The sequence below is a fragment of the Parageobacillus sp. NEAU-HV-2 genome, from assembly GCF_059115485.1.
Map to the genome: position 1 here is coordinate 480,236 of NZ_JBXUJJ010000001.1, position 22,533 is coordinate 502,768.

The following is a 22,533-nucleotide window of genomic DNA, read 5'->3' on the forward strand; positions in this document are numbered from 1 at the left end:
AATCATACTCACTTTTTATTAATTTAGAAGGGGGATTTTCATGAAAACGTGGAAACTTCGCATCATGTATTTTTTCTATAAGCTATTGACGAAGTTAGGAATTAAAACGGATGAAATATATTATATCGGCGGTAGTGAGGCGCTGCCCCCGCCATTGACAAAAGAAGAGGAAGAAATGTTGATCGAAAAGCTTTCTGCTGGGGACGAAACGGCAAGATCGCTCCTTATTGAGCGCAATTTACGGCTTGTTGTCTATATTGCGCGTAAGTTTGAAAACACAGGAATTAATATTGAAGATTTAATTAGCATCGGAACGATCGGACTGATTAAAGCGGTAAATACGTTTAATCCCGAGAAAAAAATTAAACTGGCCACCTATGCGTCCCGCTGCATTGAAAACGAGATATTAATGTATTTGCGGCGCAATAATAAAGTCCGTTCTGAAGTATCGTTTGATGAACCGCTAAACATCGATTGGGATGGCAATGAATTACTATTGTCGGATGTGCTCGGCACGGAAGACGATGTAATTACAAAAGATTTGGAAGCAGATGTCGACCGGCGACTTTTATTTAATGCACTGCGCCAGCTTAGCGAGCGCGAAAAGCAAATTATGGAACTTCGCTTTGGGCTTTCAGGCGGAGAAGAAAAAACGCAAAAAGACGTTGCCGATTTGCTTGGCATATCGCAATCTTACATATCACGGTTAGAAAAACGGATTATTAAGCGGCTTCGCAAAGAATTCAATAAGATGATGTAAAACGGCGGCGATCGTTTGATCGTCGCCTTTTTACGCATTGGACAGATGTGCATATTTTTCCTTCCACAGGGGATACTGAAAACTGACGACTTAGCATCTCCTGATGGGAGGGAACAACTTGACAAGAAACAAAGTTGAGATTTGTGGCGTAGACACATCCAAGCTTCCAGTACTAAAAAACGAAGAAATGCGTGAACTATTCAAACGGATGCATGAAGGGGATTTGGAGGCAAGGGAAAAATTAGTGAATGGTAATTTACGGCTTGTGTTAAGCGTTATTCAACGATTTAATAACCGCGGAGAGTTTGTTGATGATTTATTCCAAGTCGGTTGCATTGGACTTATGAAATCGATTGATAACTTTGATTTAAGTCAAAATGTAAAATTTTCAACATATGCAGTGCCGATGATTATCGGCGAGATTCGCAGATATTTGCGCGATAACAACCCGATCCGCGTATCCCGCTCGCTTCGTGATATCGCCTATAAAGCGCTGCAAGTGCGTGAAAGGCTGATGAGTGAAACGGCGAAAGAACCAACGACAGAAGAAATTGCCAAAGAACTTGGTGTTTCTCATGAAGAAGTGGTGTTTGCGCTCGATGCGATTCAAGAACCTGTTTCCTTATTTGAGCCGATTTATAATGATGGCGGCGACCCGATTTACGTAATGGACCAATTAAGCGATGAACGCAACCGCGACAGCCAATGGATTGAAGAAATTGCGCTAAAAGAAGGGCTGCGGCGTCTTAACGAAAGGGAAAAAATGATCATTCGCAAACGCTTTTTCCAAGGAAAAACGCAAATGGAAGTCGCTGAAGAAATCGGAATTTCCCAAGCACAAGTGTCGCGGTTGGAAAAAGCGGCGATTCGGCAAATGAATAAAAACATTCAAGTATAAGAGCTGCTCGTTCAGCTCTTTTCTTTTTTACATAAGCCGTTATATACATTCATATAGTTATGAATAAGACGAGAAAGCGGGGGATTTACAATGATGAGAATTTCCGAATTTCAATCGAAAGACATTGTCAATGTGGCAAACGGCAAAAAATTGGGAAATATTGGCGATATCGATATCGATTTAGAGACAGGAAAAATCCGCTCGTTAATCATTTTAGGGGCAGGAAAAGTGCTCGGTTTATTCGGGCGCGAAGAAGCGGTTGTCATCCCGTGGCAAAATATCGTCAAAGTTGGTGCGGACGTTATTTTAGTTCGCTTGCAGGATAGCGAATAGAGATGGATTAAATGATAAATAATGGTTATCACGTTTAAGCAAACTATGATAAAATAGGAAAAAAAGTGATAAAAATCAACAAAAAAAGCATGAGGTTGACGAAAATGTCTGACATTTTTCAACAAGCAGGCAAGGAGCTGCTGTTACTGCAGCCATCGTATCCGTTCACCGAAGTAACGGCTGGCTTTACGACAAAACACGGTGGGATGAGCAGCGGCGCGTTTGCGACATTTAATTTAGGGCTGCATGTCGGCGACGACTGTGCTGTCGTTGTCCACAACCGCCAGCGTTTGGCCGATTTGCTGCAATTTCCGCTTGAGCGATGGATCTGTTGCGAGCAAATACACGACGCCCGCATCGAAAAGGTCACAGCTGGCCAAAGTGGAAGAGGAGCGACAGATTATTCATCCGCCATAGCGGGTGCGGATGGTTTATATACAGATGAAGCAGGGGTGCTGCTTGCTTTATGTTTTGCTGACTGCGTACCGCTTTATTTTATGGCGCCAAAACATGGCATGATCGGGCTTGCCCATGCCGGATGGAAAGGAACGGTAAAAAATATTGCCGGAAAAATGGTCCGGCTTTGGCAGGAGCGGGAACACATTCCGCTTGCTGATATCTATGTGGCGGTCGGTCCTTCGATTGGCGCCTGCTGCTATGTAGTCGATGACCGCGTAATCGTACATGTTGATCGCGTTTTACAAGAAGAACAGCCGCTTGTGTATCGGCAAGTAAGCCCTGGACAATATGCGCTTGATTTAAAAGCATTGAATCAGATGTTGCTAATGAAAGAAGGCATCCGTAAAGACCATATTTATGTTTCTTCATACTGCACAAGCTGTGCCGATCATTTGTTTTTCTCCCATCGCCGCGATCATGGCAAAACGGGAAGAATGATGGCGTTTATCGGCAGGAAGGAGGAAAAATAATGACGGTCCGCGACAATTTAGCCAAAATTCGTGAAAACATTGAAGCAGCATGCCAGCGTGTCGGACGCGACCCTGCCGACATTAGTATCGTTGCCGTGACGAAATATGTAAGTGTAGAGCGGGCGCGCGAGGCGCTTGAAGCCGGCATTACCGATTTAGGAGAAAATCGCGACGATGGACTGCTGCAAAAATATAGCGTGTTGGGCGATAAAGCGACATGGCATTTTATCGGCACCTTGCAGTCGCGAAAAGTAAAAAATATCATTGATAAAGTCGACTATATTCATTCGTTGGATCGCCTGTCGCTCGCGAAAGAAATTGAAAAGCGGGCGACAAAGCCGGTGAAATGCTTTGTGCAAGTAAATGTTTCCGGCGAAGCGACGAAACATGGACTAGCTGTAGACGAAGTCATTCCTTTTATTGAGCAGCTACGCGATTTTTCCCATATTCAAGTGGTTGGCTTAATGACGATGGCGCCGTATACCGATGACGAAGCGGTATTGCGGTCGTGTTTCCGCCAATTAAAATTATTGCAAGAAAATGTACAAGCATTACAGATTGCCAATGCGCCATGCACGGAATTGTCGATGGGAATGTCTAATGATTATGTGATTGCCATCGAGGAAGGGGCGACCTTCATTCGACTTGGTACATCGCTAGTCGGCAAACAATTTTAGGAGGTGGAACCGATGGGATTAATAAAAAAATTCAAAGATTATTTTTTAGAGGAAGATTATGAGGAGTATGAAGAAGAATATGAAGAAGAATATGGAGAGGAGGAAGAAGTGCAGCCGCTCACAAAGGGAAATGCCAAAGCGAATATCGTAAGCTTGCAAAGCGTGCAAAAGTCATCGAAAGTCGTGTTAATTGAACCGCGGGCATACGCGGAGGCGCAGGAAATCGCCGATCATTTAAAAAACCGGCGCGCGGTGATTGTCAATTTGCAACGGATTCAGCACGAGCAGGCGAAACGAATCGTCGACTTTTTAAGCGGCACCGTATATGCGATCGGCGGCGACATTCAGCAAGTCGGCACGAAAATTTTTTTATGCACGCCAGATAACGTCGATGTCAGTGGCTCGATTTCGATTGATAGCGAGGACGATAGAACAATAAAGAGGTGGTAGCCGTCTATGGATAGCTTGCTTTGGTTTTTGACGACATTGGTTCAAATTTATTCGTATGCGCTGATTATTTATATTTTGATGTCGTGGTTTCCTAACGCCCGCGACACGAAATTTGGACAGATGTTGGCCGTGATTTGCGAGCCATATTTAGAGCCGTTTCGCCGCATTATCCCACCGATTGGGATGATTGATGTTTCGCCAATCGTCGCTTTTTTAGTGCTGGAATTTGCGACAAGGGGGTTGCATGCCTTGTTTGATATGTTAAATTTAGTGTAAGGAATCCATGAAGCGGGTTCCTTTCTTCATGAAAGTTAGGAGTGAACAAATGGAAATATATCAGCATTTTCGCAAAGAGGAGCATCATTTTATTGACCAGGTGTTGGAGTGGCAAGAAACGGTCAAACGGCAGTACGCCCCTAAGCTTACCGACTTTTTGGATCCGCGCGAGCAGCAGATTGTCCAAAGCGTCATTGGCCGCGATGATGAAGTCCGCGTTTCCTTTTTTGGCGGCGCCCCGTTTGTGGAGCGGAAGCGGGCGTTTTTGTACCCGCCGTATTTTCAGCCGCAAGAAGCGGATTATGAAATTGCCTTATTTGAAGTCCATTATGCGAGCAAATTTGTCACCTTAGAGCATCGGCAAGTGTTAGGGGCGCTGATGTCGCTTGGTTTAAGGCGCGGAAAATTTGGCGATATTTTGCGCAAAGAGGAACAAATACAATTTCTTGCGGCAAACGAGGTGGCGGAGTATGTCCGCCTCCATTTGCATGCAATCGGCAAAGCGACTGTTTCGTTAGAACAAAAGCCGCTTTCAGACATCATGATGCTAGAAGAAACGTGGCAAGATGCGCTGATTACCGTTTCGTCATTGCGGTTGGACGCGATCTTGTCCCAAGCTTTTCACACCTCGCGGCAGAAAATGCAATCCGTTATTGAAAACGGGCTTGTCAAAGTCAATTGGAAAGTAGTCGAGCAGGCGCATTTTGAATGTGGGCAAGGCGATGTTCTTTCGGCGCGCGGATTTGGTCGCTGTAAAATCATGGACATTGAGGGGAAGACAAAAAAAGAGAAGTGGCTTGTTCGCATCGGCCTGCAAAAATAATCGAATGATGGCAGGAATTTATAGAAAAATGTCGAATGATTTAAGGAAAGGAACTATGCAAACGGAGGTGGCCATTGTGCCTTTAACGCCATTAGATATTCATAATAAAGAATTCAGCCGTGGGTTTCGTGGCTATAATGAAGATGAAGTCAATGAGTTTCTCGATCAAGTGATTAAAGATTATGAAATGGTGATTCGTGAAAAAAAGCAATTGGAAGAAAAGGTAGCGGAATTGACGGAAAAGCTCAATCACTTCACAAATATTGAGGAAGCATTGAACAAATCGATTCTCGTCGCCCAAGAAACGGCGGAAGAAATAAAGCGCAACGCGCAAAGAGAAGCGAAGCTCATCATCAAAGAGGCGGAGAAAAACGCGGAGCGCATCATTAGCGAGGCGCTGGCAAAGTCGCGGAAAATAGTGATGGAAATTGAAGATTTAAAGCGGCAGTCGAAAGTGCTTCGCACCCGTTTCCGCATGCTGGTCGAAGCGCAGCTCGAAATGATTAACAGCAGCGACTGGGACGATTTAATGGAATATGAAATCCCGGAAGTAGATGTGGAAAAAAAGGAAGAGCTGCCGCAATCTTGACGGCCGCCGATTTTTTCGCATATAATATCGATTACAATATATAAATGCAGCCGGATGTTATTTCTTTTTGAAACTATATTGCCAGTTAAAATAGTAGACCATCTTCGCTTTTCTGCCGAAGTCGGCAAGCGATAGCTTGGCCGACTGGGCATGCGGTACGCATGCCCAGCCCGAACGAAGAACGCTTATCGGACAAATCTGTTTGTCCGATGTCGTTCTCGTTTGGGATCACGGCAGAAAAGCGATTGATTGACTGGTTTTTATTAGTTAGTCAACAAATCTGACAACTTATATCAGTGCTGACGATGAAAGGGACAGTAGCTCTTTCACCGCTTATAACAGCGAGCTAGGGATGGTGGAAGCCTAGCATAAGCGAAAGAGTGAAGATCACCCTGGAGTTCCATGCCGAACGGAAAAGTAGGCCATGGCGTGTCATTCACGTTACGAATGCAAAGTGGGCTATGTGATAACATAGTCAATAAGGGTGGTACCGCGAGACCGTTCTCGTCCCTTCTGGGAGAGGGCGGTTTTTTATTTTGCGTTCCGATAGCGGCGCACATTTACCGCCATAGCGAGGCGGAGAGCCGTGAAAAAACATCATATGATAATGCCTTCTCCACATGGATGATAGATCATACGAATGCAAGGAGGAATGAATATGGATTACAAAGAAACGTTGTTAATGCCACAGACGGACTTTCCAATGCGCGGCAATTTGCCAAAGCGCGAGCCGGAAATGCAAAAGAAATGGGAGGAAATGGACATTTACCGCAAAGTGCAGGAGCGGACAAAAGGCCGCCCGCTGTTTGTGCTTCATGATGGGCCGCCGTATGCCAATGGTGATATTCATATGGGGCATGCCTTAAATAAAATCTTAAAAGATATTATCGTCCGCTATAAATCAATGAGCGGCTATTGCGCTCCATATGTTCCGGGCTGGGATACGCACGGGCTGCCGATTGAAACGGCGCTTGCGAAAAAAGGCGTCGACCGCAAGTCGATGAGCGTTGCCGAGTTTCGCAAGCTTTGCGAGCAATACGCGTACGAGCAAATCGACAACCAGCGCGAGCAATTTAAGCGCCTTGGCGTGCGCGGCGACTGGGAAAATCCGTATATTACGCTGAAACCAGAATATGAAGCACAGCAAATTAAAGTGTTTGGCGAAATGGCGAAAAAAGGGCTGATTTATAAGGGCTTGAAGCCGGTTTATTGGTCTCCGTCAAGCGAATCGGCATTGGCGGAAGCAGAAATTGAGTATAAAGACAAACGTTCGCCATCGATTTATGTAGCGTTTCCGGTCAAAGACGGAAAAGGTGTATTGGACGGAGACGAAAAAATCGTTATCTGGACAACAACACCGTGGACGATTCCAGCAAACTTAGCGATTGCTGTCCATCCAGACCTTGATTATCAAGTGGTGGAAACAAACGGTCAAAAATACGTTGTTGCTGCCGCATTACTAGAAGCAGTTGTCAAAGAAGTCGGCTGGGACGAAGTAACGGTTGTGAAAACGATCAAAGGAAAAGATTTAGAGTACGTCGTGGCCAAACATCCGTTTTATGACCGAGATTCTTTAGTCATCTGCGGGGAACATGTAACGACAGACGCCGGTACGGGCTGCGTGCATACCGCGCCTGGTCATGGGGAAGACGACTTTATTATCGGGCAGAAATACGGTCTCGGCGTGCTTTGTCCGGTTGATGAGCGCGGCTATATGACGAGCGAAGCGCCAGGCTTTGAAGGAATGTTTTACGATGAGGCAAACAAAGCGATTACACAAAAATTAGAAGAAGTCGGCGCGCTGTTAAAGCTTGGATTTATCACGCACTCGTATCCGCACGACTGGCGTACAAAACAGCCGACGATTTTCCGGGCGACAACACAATGGTTTGCATCGATTGATAAAATCCGCGGCGAATTGCTCCAGGCTATTAAAGAAACAAAATGGATTCCGGAATGGGGCGAAATCCGCATCCATAATATGATCCGCGACCGCGGCGACTGGTGCATTTCCCGCCAGCGCGCATGGGGCGTGCCGATTCCGGTCTTTTACGGGGAAAACGGCGAGCCGATCATTACTGATGAAACGATCGAACACGTATCGAATTTATTCCGCCAATACGGTTCGAACGTGTGGTTTGAACGTGAAGCAAAAGATTTGCTGCCGGAAGGCTTTACCCATCCGTCTAGCCCGAACGGCATCTTTACGAAAGAAACAGACATTATGGACGTATGGTTTGACTCCGGTTCTTCGCATCAGGCGGTTCTTGTCGAACGCGACGATTTGCAGCGCCCGGCCGATTTATACTTAGAAGGTTCGGACCAATATCGCGGCTGGTTTAACTCATCGCTGTCCACGGCGGTTGCTGTTACTGGAAAAGCGCCGTATAAAGCGGTGTTAAGCCATGGTTTTGTTCTGGACGGCGAAGGGCGGAAAATGAGCAAGTCGCTTGGCAACGTGGTCGTGCCGGCGAAAGTAATGGAACAGCTTGGCGCCGATATTTTGCGGCTTTGGGTCGCTTCCGTCGATTATCAAGCTGATGTTCGCATTTCTGACAGCATTTTAAAACAAGTTTCCGAAGTGTATCGCAAAATTCGCAACACATTCCGTTTTATGCTCGGCAACTTATTTGACTTTAACCCGGAGGCCGATGCTGTTTCGGTGAACGAATTGCGTGAAGTCGACCGCTATATGCTCGCTAAATTAAACCGGTTGATCGAAAAAGTAAAACATGCATATGAAACGTATGATTTTGCGGCAATTTACCATGAAGTGAACCATTTCTGCACCGTTGATTTAAGCGCGTTTTATTTAGATTTTGCTAAAGATATTTTATACATTGAAGCGGCCAATGACCGCGCCCGCCGCTCGATTCAAACGGTATTGTACGAAACGGTCGTCGCGTTGACGAAACTAGTTGCGCCAATTTTGCCGCATACGGCTGATGAAGTATGGGAGCATATTCCAAACCGGAAAGAAAAAGCGGAAAGCGTTCAGCTTGTCGATATGCCGGAACCGGTGGCGCTCGATGGCGAAGACGAGTTGATCGCCAAATGGGATGCGTTTATGAACTTGCGCGATGATGTGCTTAAAGCGCTCGAAGTGGCGCGCAATGAAAAAGTGATCGGTAAATCATTAACGGCAAGCGTCGTCGTGTATCCGAAAAAAGAAGCGCGTCAGCTTTTACAATCGATTGAAGAAGATTTAAAACAGCTGTTTATCGTATCTGAATTTGCGATTGCGGAAGATTATGAAAACGCACCGGAAGATGCGCAAAAATTGGCCAATGTCGCCGTCATCGTCAAACCAGCAGAAGGAGAAACATGCGAGCGCTGCTGGGTGGTGACACCGGAAGTAGGAAAAGATGCAGATCTTCCGACGTTATGTCCGCGCTGCGCCCATATTGTGAAAGAACATTATTCCGCCTAAAGCTGGCGGAGCTGCCTAAACTGCGGCAGCTCCGCTGTTTTTATCGTGTCATCCAATTGTCTATCATTGCCTGATTATGCTACAATGCATTAGGTATGATATACGTAAGTGGGGGTAATATGGTGATATACTATATGATTGCGCTGGTGGTCATCGCCATCGACCAATGGACAAAATGGCTTGTAGTAAAGTATATGCGGCTTGGGGAAAGCATCCCTATTATTCCAGACGTGTTTTACATTACGTCCCATCGCAACCGCGGTGCAGCGTGGGGCATTTTGCAAGGACAGTTTTGGCTGTTTTATTTGATTACCGTTATTGTTGTCATCGGGCTCATTGTGTATATCCAGCGCCTGCCGCGCGGAGAAAGGCTGTTTGGCGTTGCCCTTGGCTTGATGCTTGGCGGGGCGATCGGCAATTTTATTGACCGTCTTTTCCGCAAAGAAGTGGTCGATTTTATCCATGCGTATATTGGTACATACAGCTTTCCTGTATTTAATGTTGCCGATTCATCGTTGACGATTGGCGTTGTTCTTCTTTTTATCAAAACGTTTTTCTTCGCGACATCAGAAAGGGAGAATCAGTAAATGGAAGTCATTCAGTTTCACATTGATGAAGAATACGACAACGAACGCATTGACAAGGTCATTGCCGTATTAAATGAAGAATGGTCGCGTTCGAAAGTGCAGCAGTGGATCAAAAACGGGCTCGTCACCGTCAACGATCGGTCTGTGAAAGCGAATTACAAATGCGAAGCAGGGGATGTGGTCGTTATCCGTCTGCCGGAGCCCGAGCCGCTCCATGTCGAGCCGGAAAATATCCCGCTTGATATTTATTATGAGGATGCGGATGTGCTTGTGGTGAATAAACCGCGCGGCATGGTCGTCCATCCGGCTCCCGGGCATATGCGCGGCACGCTCGTCAATGCATTGCTTGCCCATTGCACTGATCTGTCCGGCATTAACGGCGTGCTGCGTCCAGGCATTGTCCATCGCATTGATAAAGATACGTCCGGTTTGTTGATGGTGGCGAAAAATGACGTTGCGCATCAATCGCTTGTTGACCAGCTCGTGAAAAAAACGGTGACGCGAAAATATAAGGCGATTGTCCATGGTGTCATTCCGCACGACTATGGCACGATTGACGCGCCGATCGGCCGCGATAAACGGGACCGTAAAAAAATGGCGGTCACCGAAGAAAACGGAAAAGAAGCGGTCACTCATTTCCGTGTGCTCGAGCGCTTCCGACACTATACGTTCGTCGAATGCCAGTTGGAAACAGGCAGAACGCACCAAATTCGCGTGCATATGAAATATATCGGCTATCCGCTCGCCGGCGATCCGCAATACGGGCCAAAAAAGACGCTGCCGATCGACGGGCAGGCGCTGCATGCCGGCGTGCTCGGATTTACGCATCCGCGCACCGGTGAATATTTGGAATTTGAGGCGCCGCTTCCGCCTGAATTCGAAGCAATTTTACAATGGCTGCGAAAAAATGATTGACAACGCCAGCGCGAACACATACAATGAAATCAAGTGAATATGAACCTTTAAATTCAGTCCTGTGAGGCTGAGAAGGGATCGGATGAAGAAAAAATAAAGACCATGGTATGCCTTTTTGTGCGTGTACGAACGGTTCCTCTCGCTTCTCAGGCGGGAGGATTTTTTTGTGGAGGTGAAGCGACATGCAAAAGGCTGTCGTGATGGATGAACAGGCCATCCGCCGCGCGCTGACGCGCATTGCTCATGAGATTATCGAACGGAACAAAGGAATTGACGATTGTGTGCTGATCGGCATTAAGACGCGCGGCATTTACTTAGCGAAACGGCTGGCAGAACGGATTGAACAAATTGAAGGCAGCACCATTCCAGTCGGCGAATTGGATATTACCTTGTATCGCGATGATTTAACGGTCAAAACAGCGGATCATGAACCGTTGGTGAAAGGAACGAATGTACCGTTTGAGGTGACCGATAAAAAAGTTATCTTAGTCGATGATGTATTGTTTACAGGACGAACGGTGCGCGCGGCGATGGATGCGGTAATGGACCTTGGACGCCCGGCGCGAATTCAGCTTGCGGTATTGGTGGACCGCGGCCATCGTGAACTGCCGATTCGCGCTGATTTCGTCGGCAAAAACGTGCCGACTTCGAGTTCAGAGTTGATTGTCGTCGAGCTAACGGAAGTCGATGAGTTGGACCAAGTGAGCATTCATGAAAAATAAATGTCATCCCTTTTAAGTGCAGTCCCGCGAGGCTGCAAAAGGGACAGAATAGGCGAAGACTATCTCTGTACCCTCTTTGCACCCTCAAGGGCAAAGAGGTTTTTTTATGCAAAGCGAGAAAGGAGTTTATGAATAATGAACAAACCGGTATTGGATATTCAAGATCGGCCAACGGCCATACAATGGCTAACGCTTAGTTTGCAGCATTTATTCGCGATGTTCGGTGCGACGATTTTAGTGCCTTATCTAGTCGGATTAAGCCCGTCAATCGCCCTTATTACGAGCGGGCTTGGGACGCTTGCTTTCCTGATGATCACGAAATGGCAAGTCCCTGCGTATCTCGGTTCTTCCTTCGCCTTTATCGCACCGATTATCGCGGCGAAAACGGCAGGCGGAGCGGGAGCGGCAATGATCGGCAGCTTTCTAGCCGGATTGGTGTACGGCATCGTTGCGCTCATCATTAAAAAAGCAGGCTACCGCTGGATTATGAAGCTGTTGCCGCCGATTGTCGTCGGCCCGGTGATTATCGTGATCGGCCTCGGGCTGGCCAACACGGCAGTAGGCATGGCAATGAACAATCCCGACGGAAAATACAGTTTCACTTACTTTTCGGTCGCGCTTGTCACGCTGGCGGCAACGATCGTCTGCTCCGTGTTTTTGCGCGGCATGCTCAGCCTAGTTCCGGTATTAGTCGGAATTATCGTCGGCTATATATATGCCCTTATCGTCGGAGTGGTCGACTTTGCGAAAGTCGCGCAAGCAAAATGGTTTGAAATGCCGGATTTCCTCCTGCCATTTGTCGATTATCCAGTTCACATTACGTGGGATATTGTCATGCTGATGGTGCCGGTGGCGGTCGTGACACTATCGGAACATATCGGACATCAGCTTGTCTTAAGTAAAGTCGTCGGGCGCGATCTCATTCAAAAACCGGGATTGCATCGCTCGATTTTAGGAGACGGAACGGCGACAATGATTTCTGCGCTGCTTGGCGGTCCGCCGAAAACGACGTATGGCGAAAACATCGGAGTGCTGGCGATCACGCGCGTATACAGCGTCTACGTGCTTGCCGGAGCGGCGGTGATTGCGATCATCTTCGGCTTTGTCGGTAAAGTCACCGCACTGATCAGCTCGATCCCGACCCCAGTCATGGGCGGCGTATCGATCCTGCTTTTTGGCATCATCGCATCGTCAGGATTGCGCATGCTTGTCGATAGCCGCATCGATTTCGGGGACAAACGCAACTTAGTCATCTCTTCTGTTATCTTAGTCATTGGCATCGGCGGCGCCGTCTTAAAAATAACCGATGGGTTTCAAATCCAAGGAATGGCGCTGTCGGCGATTTGCGGTGTCATCTTAAATCTGATTTTGCCAGGACGCCCGGAAGTACAAGAAAACATGTTTGAAGTAGAAACGGAAGAAAACAATGACCATGTCGCATAATGACACCTTTTAACTAAGTCCAGAGAGACTTAAAAGGGTGTTACGACGAGAAGGAAAAAGGTAGGCCGTTGTCTGGAAAGACGATGGTTGCTTTCTGACACCTTTTTGCGAACTGTGTAACACCCTGTCTCTCGGCAGGGTGTTTTTTATGAGAAATCAAGCAAAGGAGAGAAAACGATGACGCATTTGTTTACATTATCCGAACTGTCCGTCACGGAAATTACCCGATTATTAGACGATGCGGAGCAATTTAGAAAAGGCCATTTTTGGCGCCCGCCTGAGCCGATGTTTATCGCCAACTTGTTTTTTGAACCAAGCACACGGACAAAATGCAGCTTTGAAATGGCGGAGCGGAAACTAGGGCTTCACGTCATCCCGTTTGATGCGGATATGTCGAGCGTGCAAAAAGGGGAAACGCTGTACGACACGGTTCGCACGCTCGAATCGATCGGAGTAAACGCTGTTGTCATTCGCCATTGGGAAGACGCGTATTTTGAGTCTCTCCGTCATTCGATTCGCATCCCAATCATTAACGCCGGGGATGGCTGCGGGCATCATCCGACACAATCGCTTTTGGATCTGCTCACGATTCGCCAGGAGTTCGGCACCTTTTCCGGATTGACTGTTGCGATCATTGGCGATATTCGCCACAGCCGCGTCGCCCGCTCGAACGCGGAAGTGCTGACAAGATTAGGAGCAACAGTGCTGTTTTCAAGTCCGGAAGCATGGAAAGATGAGGCAAATCCATACGGAACGTACGTCGATATCGATACGGCGGTGGAAGCGGCGGATGTTGTCATGCTGCTGCGCATCCAGCATGAGCGTCACGCGGAAAAAATGGGGCTGACGAAAGAACAGTATCATGAACGTTATGGATTGACGGTGAAACGGGCGAGACGGATGAAACCAACAAGCATTATTTTACATCCGGCACCGGTCAACCGCGATGTTGAAATCGCCAGCGAACTTGTGGAATCAGAACGATCCCGCATTTTTAAGCAAATGGAAAACGGTGTTTATGTACGGATGGCGGTGCTGAAACGAGCAATGGAAGGGAGCATGAAAAATGGGCATTATATTGAAAAATGGCATGTCGTTCAATAACGATGGCGTGCTTGAACAGACGGAACTGAAAATCGAAAATGGTGTCATTGCGGCGATAGGCCGTGAGATACAGGGCGAAAGAACGGATGAAGTCATCGATGTGCAAGGCAAGTTGATTTCCGCCGGATTGATCGATTTGCACGTTCATTTGCGCGAACCAGGCGGCGAAGCGAAAGAAACGATTGCCACCGGAACGCTGGCAGCAGCGAAAGGCGGTTTTACGACAGTGGCGGCGATGCCAAATACGCGCCCGGTGCCGGATACGAAAGAGCAGATGGAATGGCTTTGCAAGCGGATTCGCGAAACGGCTTATGTCAATGTGCTTCCATATGCTGCCATTACGGTCGGCCAGCAAGGAACAGAGCTGACGGACTTTGCGGCATTAAAGCAAGCAGGGGCGTTTGCTTTTACCGACGACGGCGTCGGCGTGCAATCGGCCGGCATGATGTATGAAGCGATGAAGCGCGCCGCTGCACTGGATATGGCGATTGTCGCCCATTGCGAAGATAACACGTTAACGAATCGCGGGGCTGTTCACGATGGTGAATTCGCGCGCCGCTACAAATTTAACGGCATTCCGTCTGTGTGCGAGTCGGTACATATCGCGCGCGATGTGCTGCTGGCGGAAGCAACAGGCTGTCATTACCATGTGTGCCACATTAGCACGAAAGAATCGGTTCGCATCGTCCGCGATGCGAAGCGGGCAGGCATTCGCGTCACCGCGGAAGTGACGCCGCACCATCTTCTTTTGTGTGATGAAGATATTCCGGGTCCTGACACGAATTATAAGATGAATCCACCGCTGCGCAGCAAAGAAGACCGTGCGGCGCTAATCGAGGGATTGCTGGACGGCACGATCGATTTTATCGCCACCGACCATGCCCCGCATACGGAAGCGGAAAAACAAAAAGGCATGAACGCCGCCCCATTTGGCATCGTCGGCTTGGAAACCGCGTTTCCGCTCCTTTACACTCATTTGGTCTTAACGAATATGTTGACGCTTAAGCAGCTGATTGATTTGCTGACGGTGAAGCCGGCAGAGTGCTTCGGACTGCCGCTTGGAAAACTGGCGGTCGGCGAGCGGGCGGATATTACGATTATAGATTTAGAGACGGAAGAAATGATTAATCCGCAGACGTTTGTATCCAAAGGAAAAAATACTCCATTTACCGGTTGGAAATGCAAAGGTTGGCCGGTGATGACGTTTGTCGGCGGAAAACTAGTTTGGCAGAAAGGAAGAGTGTAAATGAAACGGCAGCTTGTATTAGAAGACGGTTCATTCTTTATCGGAGAGGCGTTCGGCAGTACGGAAAAAATAGTTGGCGAAGTGGTGTTTAATACGGGAATGACCGGGTATCAAGAAATTTTAACCGACCCTTCTTATTGCGGACAAATCGTGACAATGACATATCCGCTCATCGGCAACTATGGCATTAACCGTGACGATTTTGAATCGATTGAACCGCACATTCACGGGCTGATCGTCAAAGAAGTATGTGATGTGCCATCGAACTGGCGCAACGAGATGACGCTTGACGAATATTTAAAAGAAAAAAAGATTCCTGGTTTAGCAGGGATTGATACGCGTAAATTGACGCGCATCATCCGCCAATACGGGACGCTGAAAGGTATGATTTGCGACTTGGATGTCAGCGTGCAAGAGGTTGTCGAATACTTGAAAACAACGGCACTGCCGCGCGACCAGGTCAAACGCGTCTCAACAAAAAGTCCGTATCCAAGTCCGGGGCGGGGCTACCGCGTCGTTTTGGTCGACTTCGGCATGAAGCACGGCATTTTGCGCGAGCTGAATAAACGGAATTGCGACGTCATCGTCTTGCCATACAATGCAACAGCGGAAGAAGTTCTTCGTTTGCATCCAGATGGGGTGATGCTCTCAAACGGCCCTGGCGACCCGAAAGATGTACCGGAAGCGATTGACATGATTCAGGGTATTCTCGGCAAAGTGCCGCTCTTTGGCATCTGTCTCGGCCATCAACTGTTCGCCCTCGCTTGCGGAGCCGATACGGAAAAAATGAAGTTCGGCCATCGCGGTTCGAACCATCCAGTGAAGCATTTGGCGACGGGAAAAGTGGCGATTACTTCGCAAAATCACGGCTATACCGTTAAAAAAGAATCGTTGCACAATACAAGATTAGAAGTAACACACATCGCTTTAAACGACGGCACGGTAGAAGGATTGCGCCATCTTGATTATCCGGCGTTTACGGTGCAATATCATCCGGAAGCATCACCTGGTCCTGAGGACGCCAACTCGTTATTTGATGAGTTTATCGCGATGATTCGCGAGTTTAAAAAGAAAGGGGAAATCGTCCATGCCTAAACGCCAAGATATTAAAACGATTTTAGTGATCGGTTCCGGCCCGATTGTCATCGGCCAGGCAGCGGAGTTTGATTATGCGGGCACACAGGCGTGCTTAGCGCTAAAGGAAGAAGGGTATAAAGTCATTTTAGTAAACTCCAATCCAGCAACGATTATGACCGATACCGAAATTGCGGACAAAGTATATATGGAGCCGCTCACGTTTGAATTTCTTGCGCGCATCATTCGCAAAGAACGTCCGGACGCGATTTTGCCGACGCTTGGCGGGCAAACGGGACTAAACTTGGCGGTGGAACTGGCAAAAGCCGGAGTGCTGGAAGAATGCGGTGTTGAAATTTTAGGAACAAAATTAGAGGCAATCGAAAAAGCAGAAGACCGCGAGCAATTCCGCGCCCTGATGAACGAACTCGGCGAACCCGTTCCGGAAAGCGAAATTATTCATAGCTTGGAAGAAGCATACGCTTTCGTCGAAAAGGTCGGCTATCCGGTCATCGTCCGCCCGGCATTTACGCTCGGCGGCACCGGCGGCGGCATTTGCACGAATGAGGAAGAATTGATTGATATCGTTTCTACTGGGTTAAAACTAAGTCCTGTTCATCAATGTTTGTTGGAAAAAAGCATCGCCGGCTATAAAGAGATTGAGTATGAAGTGATGCGCGACGCCAACGATAACGCGATCGTCGTCTGTAACATGGAAAATATCGATCCGGTCGGCATTCATACCGGCGATTCGATCGTCGTCGCCCCAAGCCAGACGCTAAGCGACCGTGAATATCAATTGCTGCGCAACGCGTCGCTCCGCATTATTCGCGCCCTTGGCATCGAAGGCGGCTGCAACGTGCAGCTGGCGCTCGATCCGCATAGCTTCCATTATTATGTCATTGAAGTCAACCCGCGCGTCAGCCGTTCATCGGCGTTAGCGTCAAAAGCGACCGGCTACCCGATCGCCAAGCTGGCCGCGAAAATTGCCGTCGGCTTAACGTTAGATGAAATCATTAATCCGGTGACAGGAAAAACGTACGCCTGCTTTGAACCAGCGCTTGATTATGTCGTGACAAAAATTCCGCGCTTTCCGTTCGATAAGTTTGAATCGGCGAATCGCCGTCTTGGCACGCAAATGAAAGCGACAGGCGAAGTGATGGCGATCGGACGGACGTTCGAGGAATCGCTGTTAAAAGCGGTGCGTTCTTTAGAGACGGGCGTTTACCACCTTGAACTCAAGGATGTGGAAAACATATCGGATGAATTAATCGAAAAACGGATTCGCAAAGCGGGAGATGAGCGTCTCTTCTATATTGCCGAAGCGCTGCGCCGCGGCTTTACTGTCGAGCAAATTTATGAATGGAGCCAAATTGACCGCTTTTTCTTAACCAAAATCGAAAACATCGTCCGTTTTGAAACCGTCATCCGTGATTATAAGGGAGATATCGAAGTGCTGCGGAAAGCGAAACAAATGGGCTTCTCCGATGTAGCGATCGCCAAGCTTTGGAATAAAAGCGAGCGCGACATCTATGAGATGCGCAAACAAGCAGGAATCATTCCTGTATATAAAATGGTGGACACGTGCGCGGCGGAATTTGAATCAGAAACGCCGTATTACTACAGCACGTACGAAGACGAAAACGAATCGGTCGTTACTGCCCGCGAAAGCGTCGTGGTGCTTGGTTCCGGACCGATTCGCATCGGACAAGGCATTGAATTCGATTATGCGACCGTTCATTCCGTCTGGGCGATTAAAGAAGCAGGCTACGAAGCGATTATTATCAACAACAATCCGGAAACGGTGTCGACTGACTTCAGCATATCGGACAAGTTGTATTTCGAGCCGTTAACAATCGAGGATGTGATGCATGTCATTGACCTAGAAAAGCCAGTTGGAGTCATCGTTCAGTTCGGCGGCCAAACGGCGATCAACCTAGCGGCGGAATTAGCGGCGCGCGGCGTCCGCATTTTAGGAACGTCGCTAGAGGATTTAGACCGCGCCGAAGACCGTGACAAATTTGAACAAACGTTATCGGAGCTAGGTATCCCGCAGCCGCAAGGAAAAACGGCCTTTTCCGTCGAGGAAGCGGTGCGGATTGCCGAGGAAATCGGCTATCCGGTGCTCGTCCGTCCATCGTACGTGCTCGGCGGCCGCGCAATGGAAATCGTCTATCAAGAGGAGGAACTATTGCACTACATGGAGCACGCCGTCAAAGTCAATCCGCAGCATCCAGTGCTCATCGACCGCTATTTAATCGGAAAAGAAATCGAAGTGGACGCGATTTCTGACGGAGAAACGGTGTTTATCCCGGGCATTATGGAACATATCGAACGGGCCGGCGTTCACTCGGGCGACTCGATCGCTGTTTATCCACCGCAAACGTTAACGAAGGACATCAAGCAAAAAATCGTTGATTACACGATTAAACTGGCAAGAGGCTTGCGCATTGTCGGGCTGTTAAACATTCAGTTTGTCATGTACCAAAATGAAGTATACGTGCTCGAAGTCAATCCGCGTTCAAGCCGCACGGTGCCGTTTTTAAGCAAAATTACCGGCGTGCCGATGGCCAACATCGCCACGAAAGTCATTTTAGGCGCGAAGCTCGCGGGACTTGGCTATGAAACGGGCTTGAAACAAGAAAGCGAAGGCGTATACGTGAAAGCGCCGGTCTTCTCATTCGCGAAACTGCGCAACGTCGATATTTCGCTCGGCCCGGAAATGAAATCAACCGGCGAAGTGATCGGCAAAGACGCGACCTTTGAAAAGGCGCTCTATAAAGGACTCGTCGCCTCAGGCATTCATATTCGCCCGTACGGAGCGGTGTTGTTGACGGTCGCTGATAAAGATAAAGAAGACGCGATTGAACTTGCAAGACGTTTCTATCAAATTGGCTATCAACTGCTTGCGACAAACGGCACGGCGGAAGCGTTAAAAGCGGCGGGCATTCCGGTAACTGTCGTCAATAAAATCCATTCCGCATCGCCAAACATTTTAGATGTCATTCGTCAAGGAAAAGCGCAAGTTGTCATTAACACGCTGACGAAAGGAAAACAGCCGGAAAGCGACGGCTTCCGCATCCGCCGCGAAGCGGTCGAAAACGGCATTCCATGTTTAACCTCGCTCGATACGGCGCGGGCGATGCTGCAAGTGATCGAATCGATGACGTTTTCGACGACGGCGATGACGCAAGGGCTGGTGCGCGCATGATGAAGCGGGAACCAATGACGATCGTTCGCCACAAACCGATTGCGAAAAACATTTATGAACTAACGTTAAGCGGCCGTTTAGTTGAAGAAATGAATGCACCAGGGCAATTTGTCCATGTGAAAGTGACTCCGCAAACGGATCCGCTTTTGCGCCGTCCGCTTAGCCTTTGCCGCATCGATCAAGACGCGAGGGAATGTACACTTATTTACCGGAAAGAAGGAATTGGCACGACATTGCTTTCGGAAAAACGGCCAGGGGAAACGGTCGATGTGCTCGGCCCGCTCGGAAACGGATTTCCGCTTGACGCTGTTGCGAAAGGACAGCGTGCGCTTCTTGTCGGCGGGGGCATCGGTGTCCCGCCGCTTTATGAACTAGCAAAGTGGCTTGTGAAAAAAGAAGTGACGGTGACAAGCGTGCTCGGCTTTCAAACGAAAGAGGTCGTCTTTTATGAACGGGAGTTTGCCGAGTTCGGGGAAACGTATATCGCTACTGTCGATGGCTCTTACGGAACGAAAGGATTTGTCACCGATGTCATCAATGAACGGGCGATTTCGTTTGACGTCTTGTACGCGTGCGGCCCGAAACCGATGTTAAAAGCGCTGGAACAAGCGTTTCCGCACAAAGAAGTATATCTTTCGCTGGAAGAGCGGATGGGCTGCGGCATCGGCGCCTGTTTTGCCTGCGTCTGTCACGTCCCTGGCAGCGAAACAGCGTATAAGAAAGTATGCAGTGACGGTCCTGTGTTTAAAGCCGGGGAGGTGATATTATGAACCGCTTAGCGGTCGAATTGCCGGGACTTTCATTGAAAAATCCGATTATGCCGGCGTCAGGCTGCTTCGGTTTTGGTCGTGAATACGCGCGCTTTTACGATTTAAGCGTGCTTGGCGCAATAATGATTAAAGCGACGACGAGGGAGCCGCGCTTTGGCAACCCGACGCCAAGAGTCGCGGAGACGCCAAGCGGGATGCTGAATGCGATCGGCTTGCAAAATCCTGGCTTAGAAAAAGTAATGGAAGAAGAGCTGCCATGGCTTGCCCAATTTGACGTACCGATTATTGCCAACATTGCCGGCTCGACGATGGAGGAATATGTCGAAGTTGCCAAACATATTTCCAAAGCGCCAAATGTTCATGCGCTTGAACTGAACATTTCATGTCCAAACGTCAAAAAAGGCGGGATTGCGTTTGGTACTGTTCCTGAGATTGCCGCGGAATTGACGAAACTCGTGAAAGAAGTTTCCGAAGTACCTGTCTATGTCAAGCTCTCGCCAAATGTGACGAACATTGTCGAAATGGCGAAAGCGATTGAAGCGGCGGGCGCAGACGGACTAACGATGATTAATACGCTTCTTGGCATGCGCATCGATGTGAAAACCGCCAAGCCGATTTTAGCGAACCGAACCGGAGGTTTATCGGGACCGGCGATTAAGCCGATTGCGATCCGCATGATTTATGAAGTCAGCCAAGCCGTTTCGATTCCGATTATCGGCATGGGCGGCATTCAAACAGCCGAAGATGTGATTGAGTTTTTCTACGCCGGCGCCAGCGCCGTCGCAATTGGAACGGCGAATTTTATCGACCCGTTCGTCTGCCCGAACATTATTGCTGAACTGCCGGCACTTTTGGATGAGCTTGGCATCGGCCATATTTCCGAATGCACGGGAAGGAGCTGGAAAAAAGGTGGACCATCCGTTTATTGTGGCGCTTGATTTTCCGACATTAGAGGAGGCAAAAACATTTTTACAATCGTTTCCGCATGAATCGTTATTCGTCAAAGTCGGCATGGAATTATACTATCAAGAAGGTCCCGCAATCATCCATTACTTAAAAGATCAAGGACACCGCATTTTCCTTGATTTAAAGCTGCATGACATTCCGAATACGGTCAAGCGCGCCATGCAGGGATTAGCCCGTTTAGGAGTCGATTTAGTCAACGTCCATGCCGCCGGCGGAACGGTAATGATGGAAGCGGCGCTCGAGGGGCTAGAAGCGGGAACGCCAAGCGGATCGCGCCGCCCATATTGCATCGCCGTTACGCAGCTGACAAGCACAAACGAGTCCATGCTGCATAACGAGCTTTGGATTGACCGGACAATGGAAGAAACAGTTCTTCATTACGCACGGCTTGCGAAACAAAGCGGGCTTGATGGTGTCGTCTGCTCGGCAAAAGAAGTGCCGCTTATTCGCGAGCATTGCGGAGAAGCCTTTTTGACCGTTACCCCAGGGATTCGTTTTGCCGATGACGAGAAAAATGACCAAGTCCGCGTCGTGACGCCATATGAAGCAAAAAAACTTGGCGCAAGCTTTATCGTTATTGGCCGAAGCATTACCCGCGCAGAAAATCCAGTTGCGGCTTACGAGCGTTTGCAACGGGAATGGAAGGGAGAAGAGAAGGAATGAAAAAAGAAATCGCTGCACATTTGCTTGAAATCGGTGCGGTATCGTTAGAGCCAAACGAACCGTTCACCTGGTCGTCTGGGTTGAAATCGCCGATTTACTGTGACAACCGGCTGACACTTGCGTATCCAAACGTACGAAGCGCGATAGCCGACGGGCTCGCTGCACTCATTCGCACCCATTTTTCAGATGCCGAAGTGATCGCCGGAACGGCCACAGCCGGCATTCCACATGCCGCATGGGTCAGTGAACGGCTAAACCTGCCGATGTGCTACGTACGCAGCCAAGCGAAAGGCCACGGAAAAGGAAAGCAGATTGAAGGAAAAGTGGAAAAAGGGCAAAAGGTCGTTGTCGTTGAGGATTTAATTTCTACAGGCGGAAGTTCTTTGAATGCTGTTCGCGCATTGCGGGAAGAGGGCTGTCAAGTGCTTGGTGTTGTCGCCATTTTTACGTATGGATTGGAAAAGGGAAAACAAGCATTTGCGGAAAATAACGTGGAAGTGCATACACTGACGGATTACGGCACACTCATCGAAACCGCAGTCGAACTAGGTGTCGTGACAGAACAAGACCTCGCCACCTTACGCCAATGGCGGGAAAATCCGGAAGAGTGGGGAAAATAAAATGAATGCGAGTAAGAGAGCGCACAGCGGAATGCGCTCTTTTTTCA

General features: G+C 48.5%; 22 protein-coding genes and 1 other annotated feature. All 22 genes read left to right on the forward strand.

Annotation, left to right across the window (positions count from 1 at the left end):
* Nucleotides 1–40: 40 nt before the first annotated feature.
* Nucleotides 41–760 (forward strand): RNA polymerase sporulation sigma factor SigE, encoded by a 720-nt coding sequence (gene sigE / locus AC1WMD_RS02645; RefSeq protein ID WP_043904039.1) that lies wholly within the window; start codon nt 41–43, stop codon nt 758–760.
* A gap of 118 nt (nt 761–878) precedes the next feature.
* Nucleotides 879–1,658: an RNA polymerase sporulation sigma factor SigG gene (sigG, locus tag AC1WMD_RS02650; RefSeq protein WP_043904040.1), complete on the forward strand. Its 780-nt coding sequence runs from the start codon at nt 879–881 to the stop codon at nt 1,656–1,658.
* A 90-nt stretch (nt 1,659–1,748) separates the two neighbouring features.
* Entirely contained in the window at nt 1,749–1,991 is a 243-nt protein-coding gene (locus AC1WMD_RS02655; RefSeq protein ID WP_043904041.1) for a YlmC/YmxH family sporulation protein, read from the forward strand.
* Between the two features lie 104 nt (nt 1,992–2,095).
* The gene (gene pgeF / locus AC1WMD_RS02660; RefSeq protein WP_043904042.1) at nt 2,096–2,920 is read left to right on the forward strand and encodes a peptidoglycan editing factor PgeF; all 825 of its coding nucleotides are present in this window, start codon (nt 2,096–2,098) and stop codon (nt 2,918–2,920) included.
* Entirely contained in the window at nt 2,920–3,597 is a 678-nt protein-coding gene (locus tag AC1WMD_RS02665) for a YggS family pyridoxal phosphate-dependent enzyme (RefSeq protein WP_043904043.1), read from the forward strand. The genes pgeF and AC1WMD_RS02665 overlap by 1 nt, the downstream gene beginning before the upstream one ends.
* 12 nt (nt 3,598–3,609) lie before the next feature.
* Entirely contained in the window at nt 3,610–4,047 is a 438-nt protein-coding gene (locus AC1WMD_RS02670) for a cell division protein SepF (RefSeq protein WP_043904044.1), read from the forward strand.
* A 6-nt stretch (nt 4,048–4,053) separates the two neighbouring features.
* A complete protein-coding gene (locus AC1WMD_RS02675) occupies nt 4,054–4,323 on the forward strand; it encodes a YggT family protein (protein ID WP_043904045.1) in 270 nt (89 codons plus the stop codon).
* Between the two features lie 49 nt (nt 4,324–4,372).
* Complete coding sequence (locus tag AC1WMD_RS02680) at nt 4,373–5,146, forward strand: YlmH family RNA-binding protein (RefSeq protein WP_043904046.1); 774 nt, start codon at nt 4,373–4,375, stop codon at nt 5,144–5,146.
* A 76-nt stretch (nt 5,147–5,222) separates the two neighbouring features.
* Nucleotides 5,223–5,735, forward strand: a complete 513-nt coding sequence (locus tag AC1WMD_RS02685) for a DivIVA domain-containing protein (RefSeq protein WP_186003915.1) — start codon at nt 5,223–5,225, stop codon at nt 5,733–5,735.
* A gap of 296 nt (nt 5,736–6,031) precedes the next feature.
* Nucleotides 6,032–6,250: a binding site (T-box leader), on the forward strand.
* A gap of 143 nt (nt 6,251–6,393) precedes the next feature.
* Nucleotides 6,394–9,165 (forward strand): isoleucine--tRNA ligase, encoded by a 2,772-nt coding sequence (gene ileS, locus AC1WMD_RS02690; RefSeq protein ID WP_043904048.1) that lies wholly within the window; start codon nt 6,394–6,396, stop codon nt 9,163–9,165.
* Between the two features lie 119 nt (nt 9,166–9,284).
* Nucleotides 9,285–9,752, forward strand: a complete 468-nt coding sequence (lspA, locus tag AC1WMD_RS02695) for a signal peptidase II (protein ID WP_186003916.1) — start codon at nt 9,285–9,287, stop codon at nt 9,750–9,752.
* Nucleotides 9,753–10,667 carry an RluA family pseudouridine synthase gene (locus AC1WMD_RS02700; RefSeq protein WP_043904049.1) on the forward strand — a complete coding sequence of 305 codons (915 nt, stop codon included), beginning with the start codon at nt 9,753–9,755 and terminating at the stop codon, nt 10,665–10,667.
* A gap of 182 nt (nt 10,668–10,849) precedes the next feature.
* The gene (pyrR, locus tag AC1WMD_RS02705; RefSeq protein WP_043904050.1) at nt 10,850–11,389 is read left to right on the forward strand and encodes a bifunctional pyr operon transcriptional regulator/uracil phosphoribosyltransferase PyrR; all 540 of its coding nucleotides are present in this window, start codon (nt 10,850–10,852) and stop codon (nt 11,387–11,389) included.
* A gap of 135 nt (nt 11,390–11,524) precedes the next feature.
* Nucleotides 11,525–12,832, forward strand: a complete 1,308-nt coding sequence (locus AC1WMD_RS02710; protein ID WP_043904051.1) for a solute carrier family 23 protein — start codon at nt 11,525–11,527, stop codon at nt 12,830–12,832.
* A 177-nt stretch (nt 12,833–13,009) separates the two neighbouring features.
* A complete protein-coding gene (locus tag AC1WMD_RS02715; protein ID WP_043904052.1) occupies nt 13,010–13,936 on the forward strand; it encodes an aspartate carbamoyltransferase catalytic subunit in 927 nt (308 codons plus the stop codon).
* The gene (gene pyrC, locus AC1WMD_RS02720; protein ID WP_043904053.1) at nt 13,899–15,182 is read left to right on the forward strand and encodes a dihydroorotase; all 1,284 of its coding nucleotides are present in this window, start codon (nt 13,899–13,901) and stop codon (nt 15,180–15,182) included. The genes AC1WMD_RS02715 and pyrC overlap by 38 nt, the downstream gene beginning before the upstream one ends.
* On the forward strand, nt 15,183–16,277 hold the full coding sequence (locus tag AC1WMD_RS02725) for a carbamoyl phosphate synthase small subunit (protein WP_043904054.1): 1,095 nt from the start codon (nt 15,183–15,185) through the stop codon (nt 16,275–16,277). It abuts the gene before it with no gap.
* Nucleotides 16,270–19,467 (forward strand): carbamoyl-phosphate synthase large subunit, encoded by a 3,198-nt coding sequence (carB, locus tag AC1WMD_RS02730; RefSeq protein WP_043904055.1) that lies wholly within the window; start codon nt 16,270–16,272, stop codon nt 19,465–19,467. The genes AC1WMD_RS02725 and carB overlap by 8 nt, the downstream gene beginning before the upstream one ends.
* Nucleotides 19,464–20,237, forward strand: coding sequence for a dihydroorotate dehydrogenase electron transfer subunit (locus tag AC1WMD_RS02735; protein ID WP_494255896.1), 774 nt, complete (start codon nt 19,464–19,466; stop codon nt 20,235–20,237). The genes carB and AC1WMD_RS02735 overlap by 4 nt, the downstream gene beginning before the upstream one ends.
* On the forward strand, nt 20,234–21,175 hold the full coding sequence (locus tag AC1WMD_RS02740; RefSeq protein ID WP_043904057.1) for a dihydroorotate dehydrogenase: 942 nt from the start codon (nt 20,234–20,236) through the stop codon (nt 21,173–21,175). The genes AC1WMD_RS02735 and AC1WMD_RS02740 overlap by 4 nt, the downstream gene beginning before the upstream one ends.
* On the forward strand, nt 21,147–21,866 hold the full coding sequence (pyrF, locus tag AC1WMD_RS02745; protein ID WP_494255897.1) for an orotidine-5'-phosphate decarboxylase: 720 nt from the start codon (nt 21,147–21,149) through the stop codon (nt 21,864–21,866). The genes AC1WMD_RS02740 and pyrF overlap by 29 nt, the downstream gene beginning before the upstream one ends.
* On the forward strand, nt 21,863–22,486 hold the full coding sequence (gene pyrE / locus AC1WMD_RS02750) for an orotate phosphoribosyltransferase (RefSeq protein WP_494255898.1): 624 nt from the start codon (nt 21,863–21,865) through the stop codon (nt 22,484–22,486). The genes pyrF and pyrE overlap by 4 nt, the downstream gene beginning before the upstream one ends.
* The last annotated feature ends 47 nt before the right edge of the window (nt 22,487–22,533 follow it).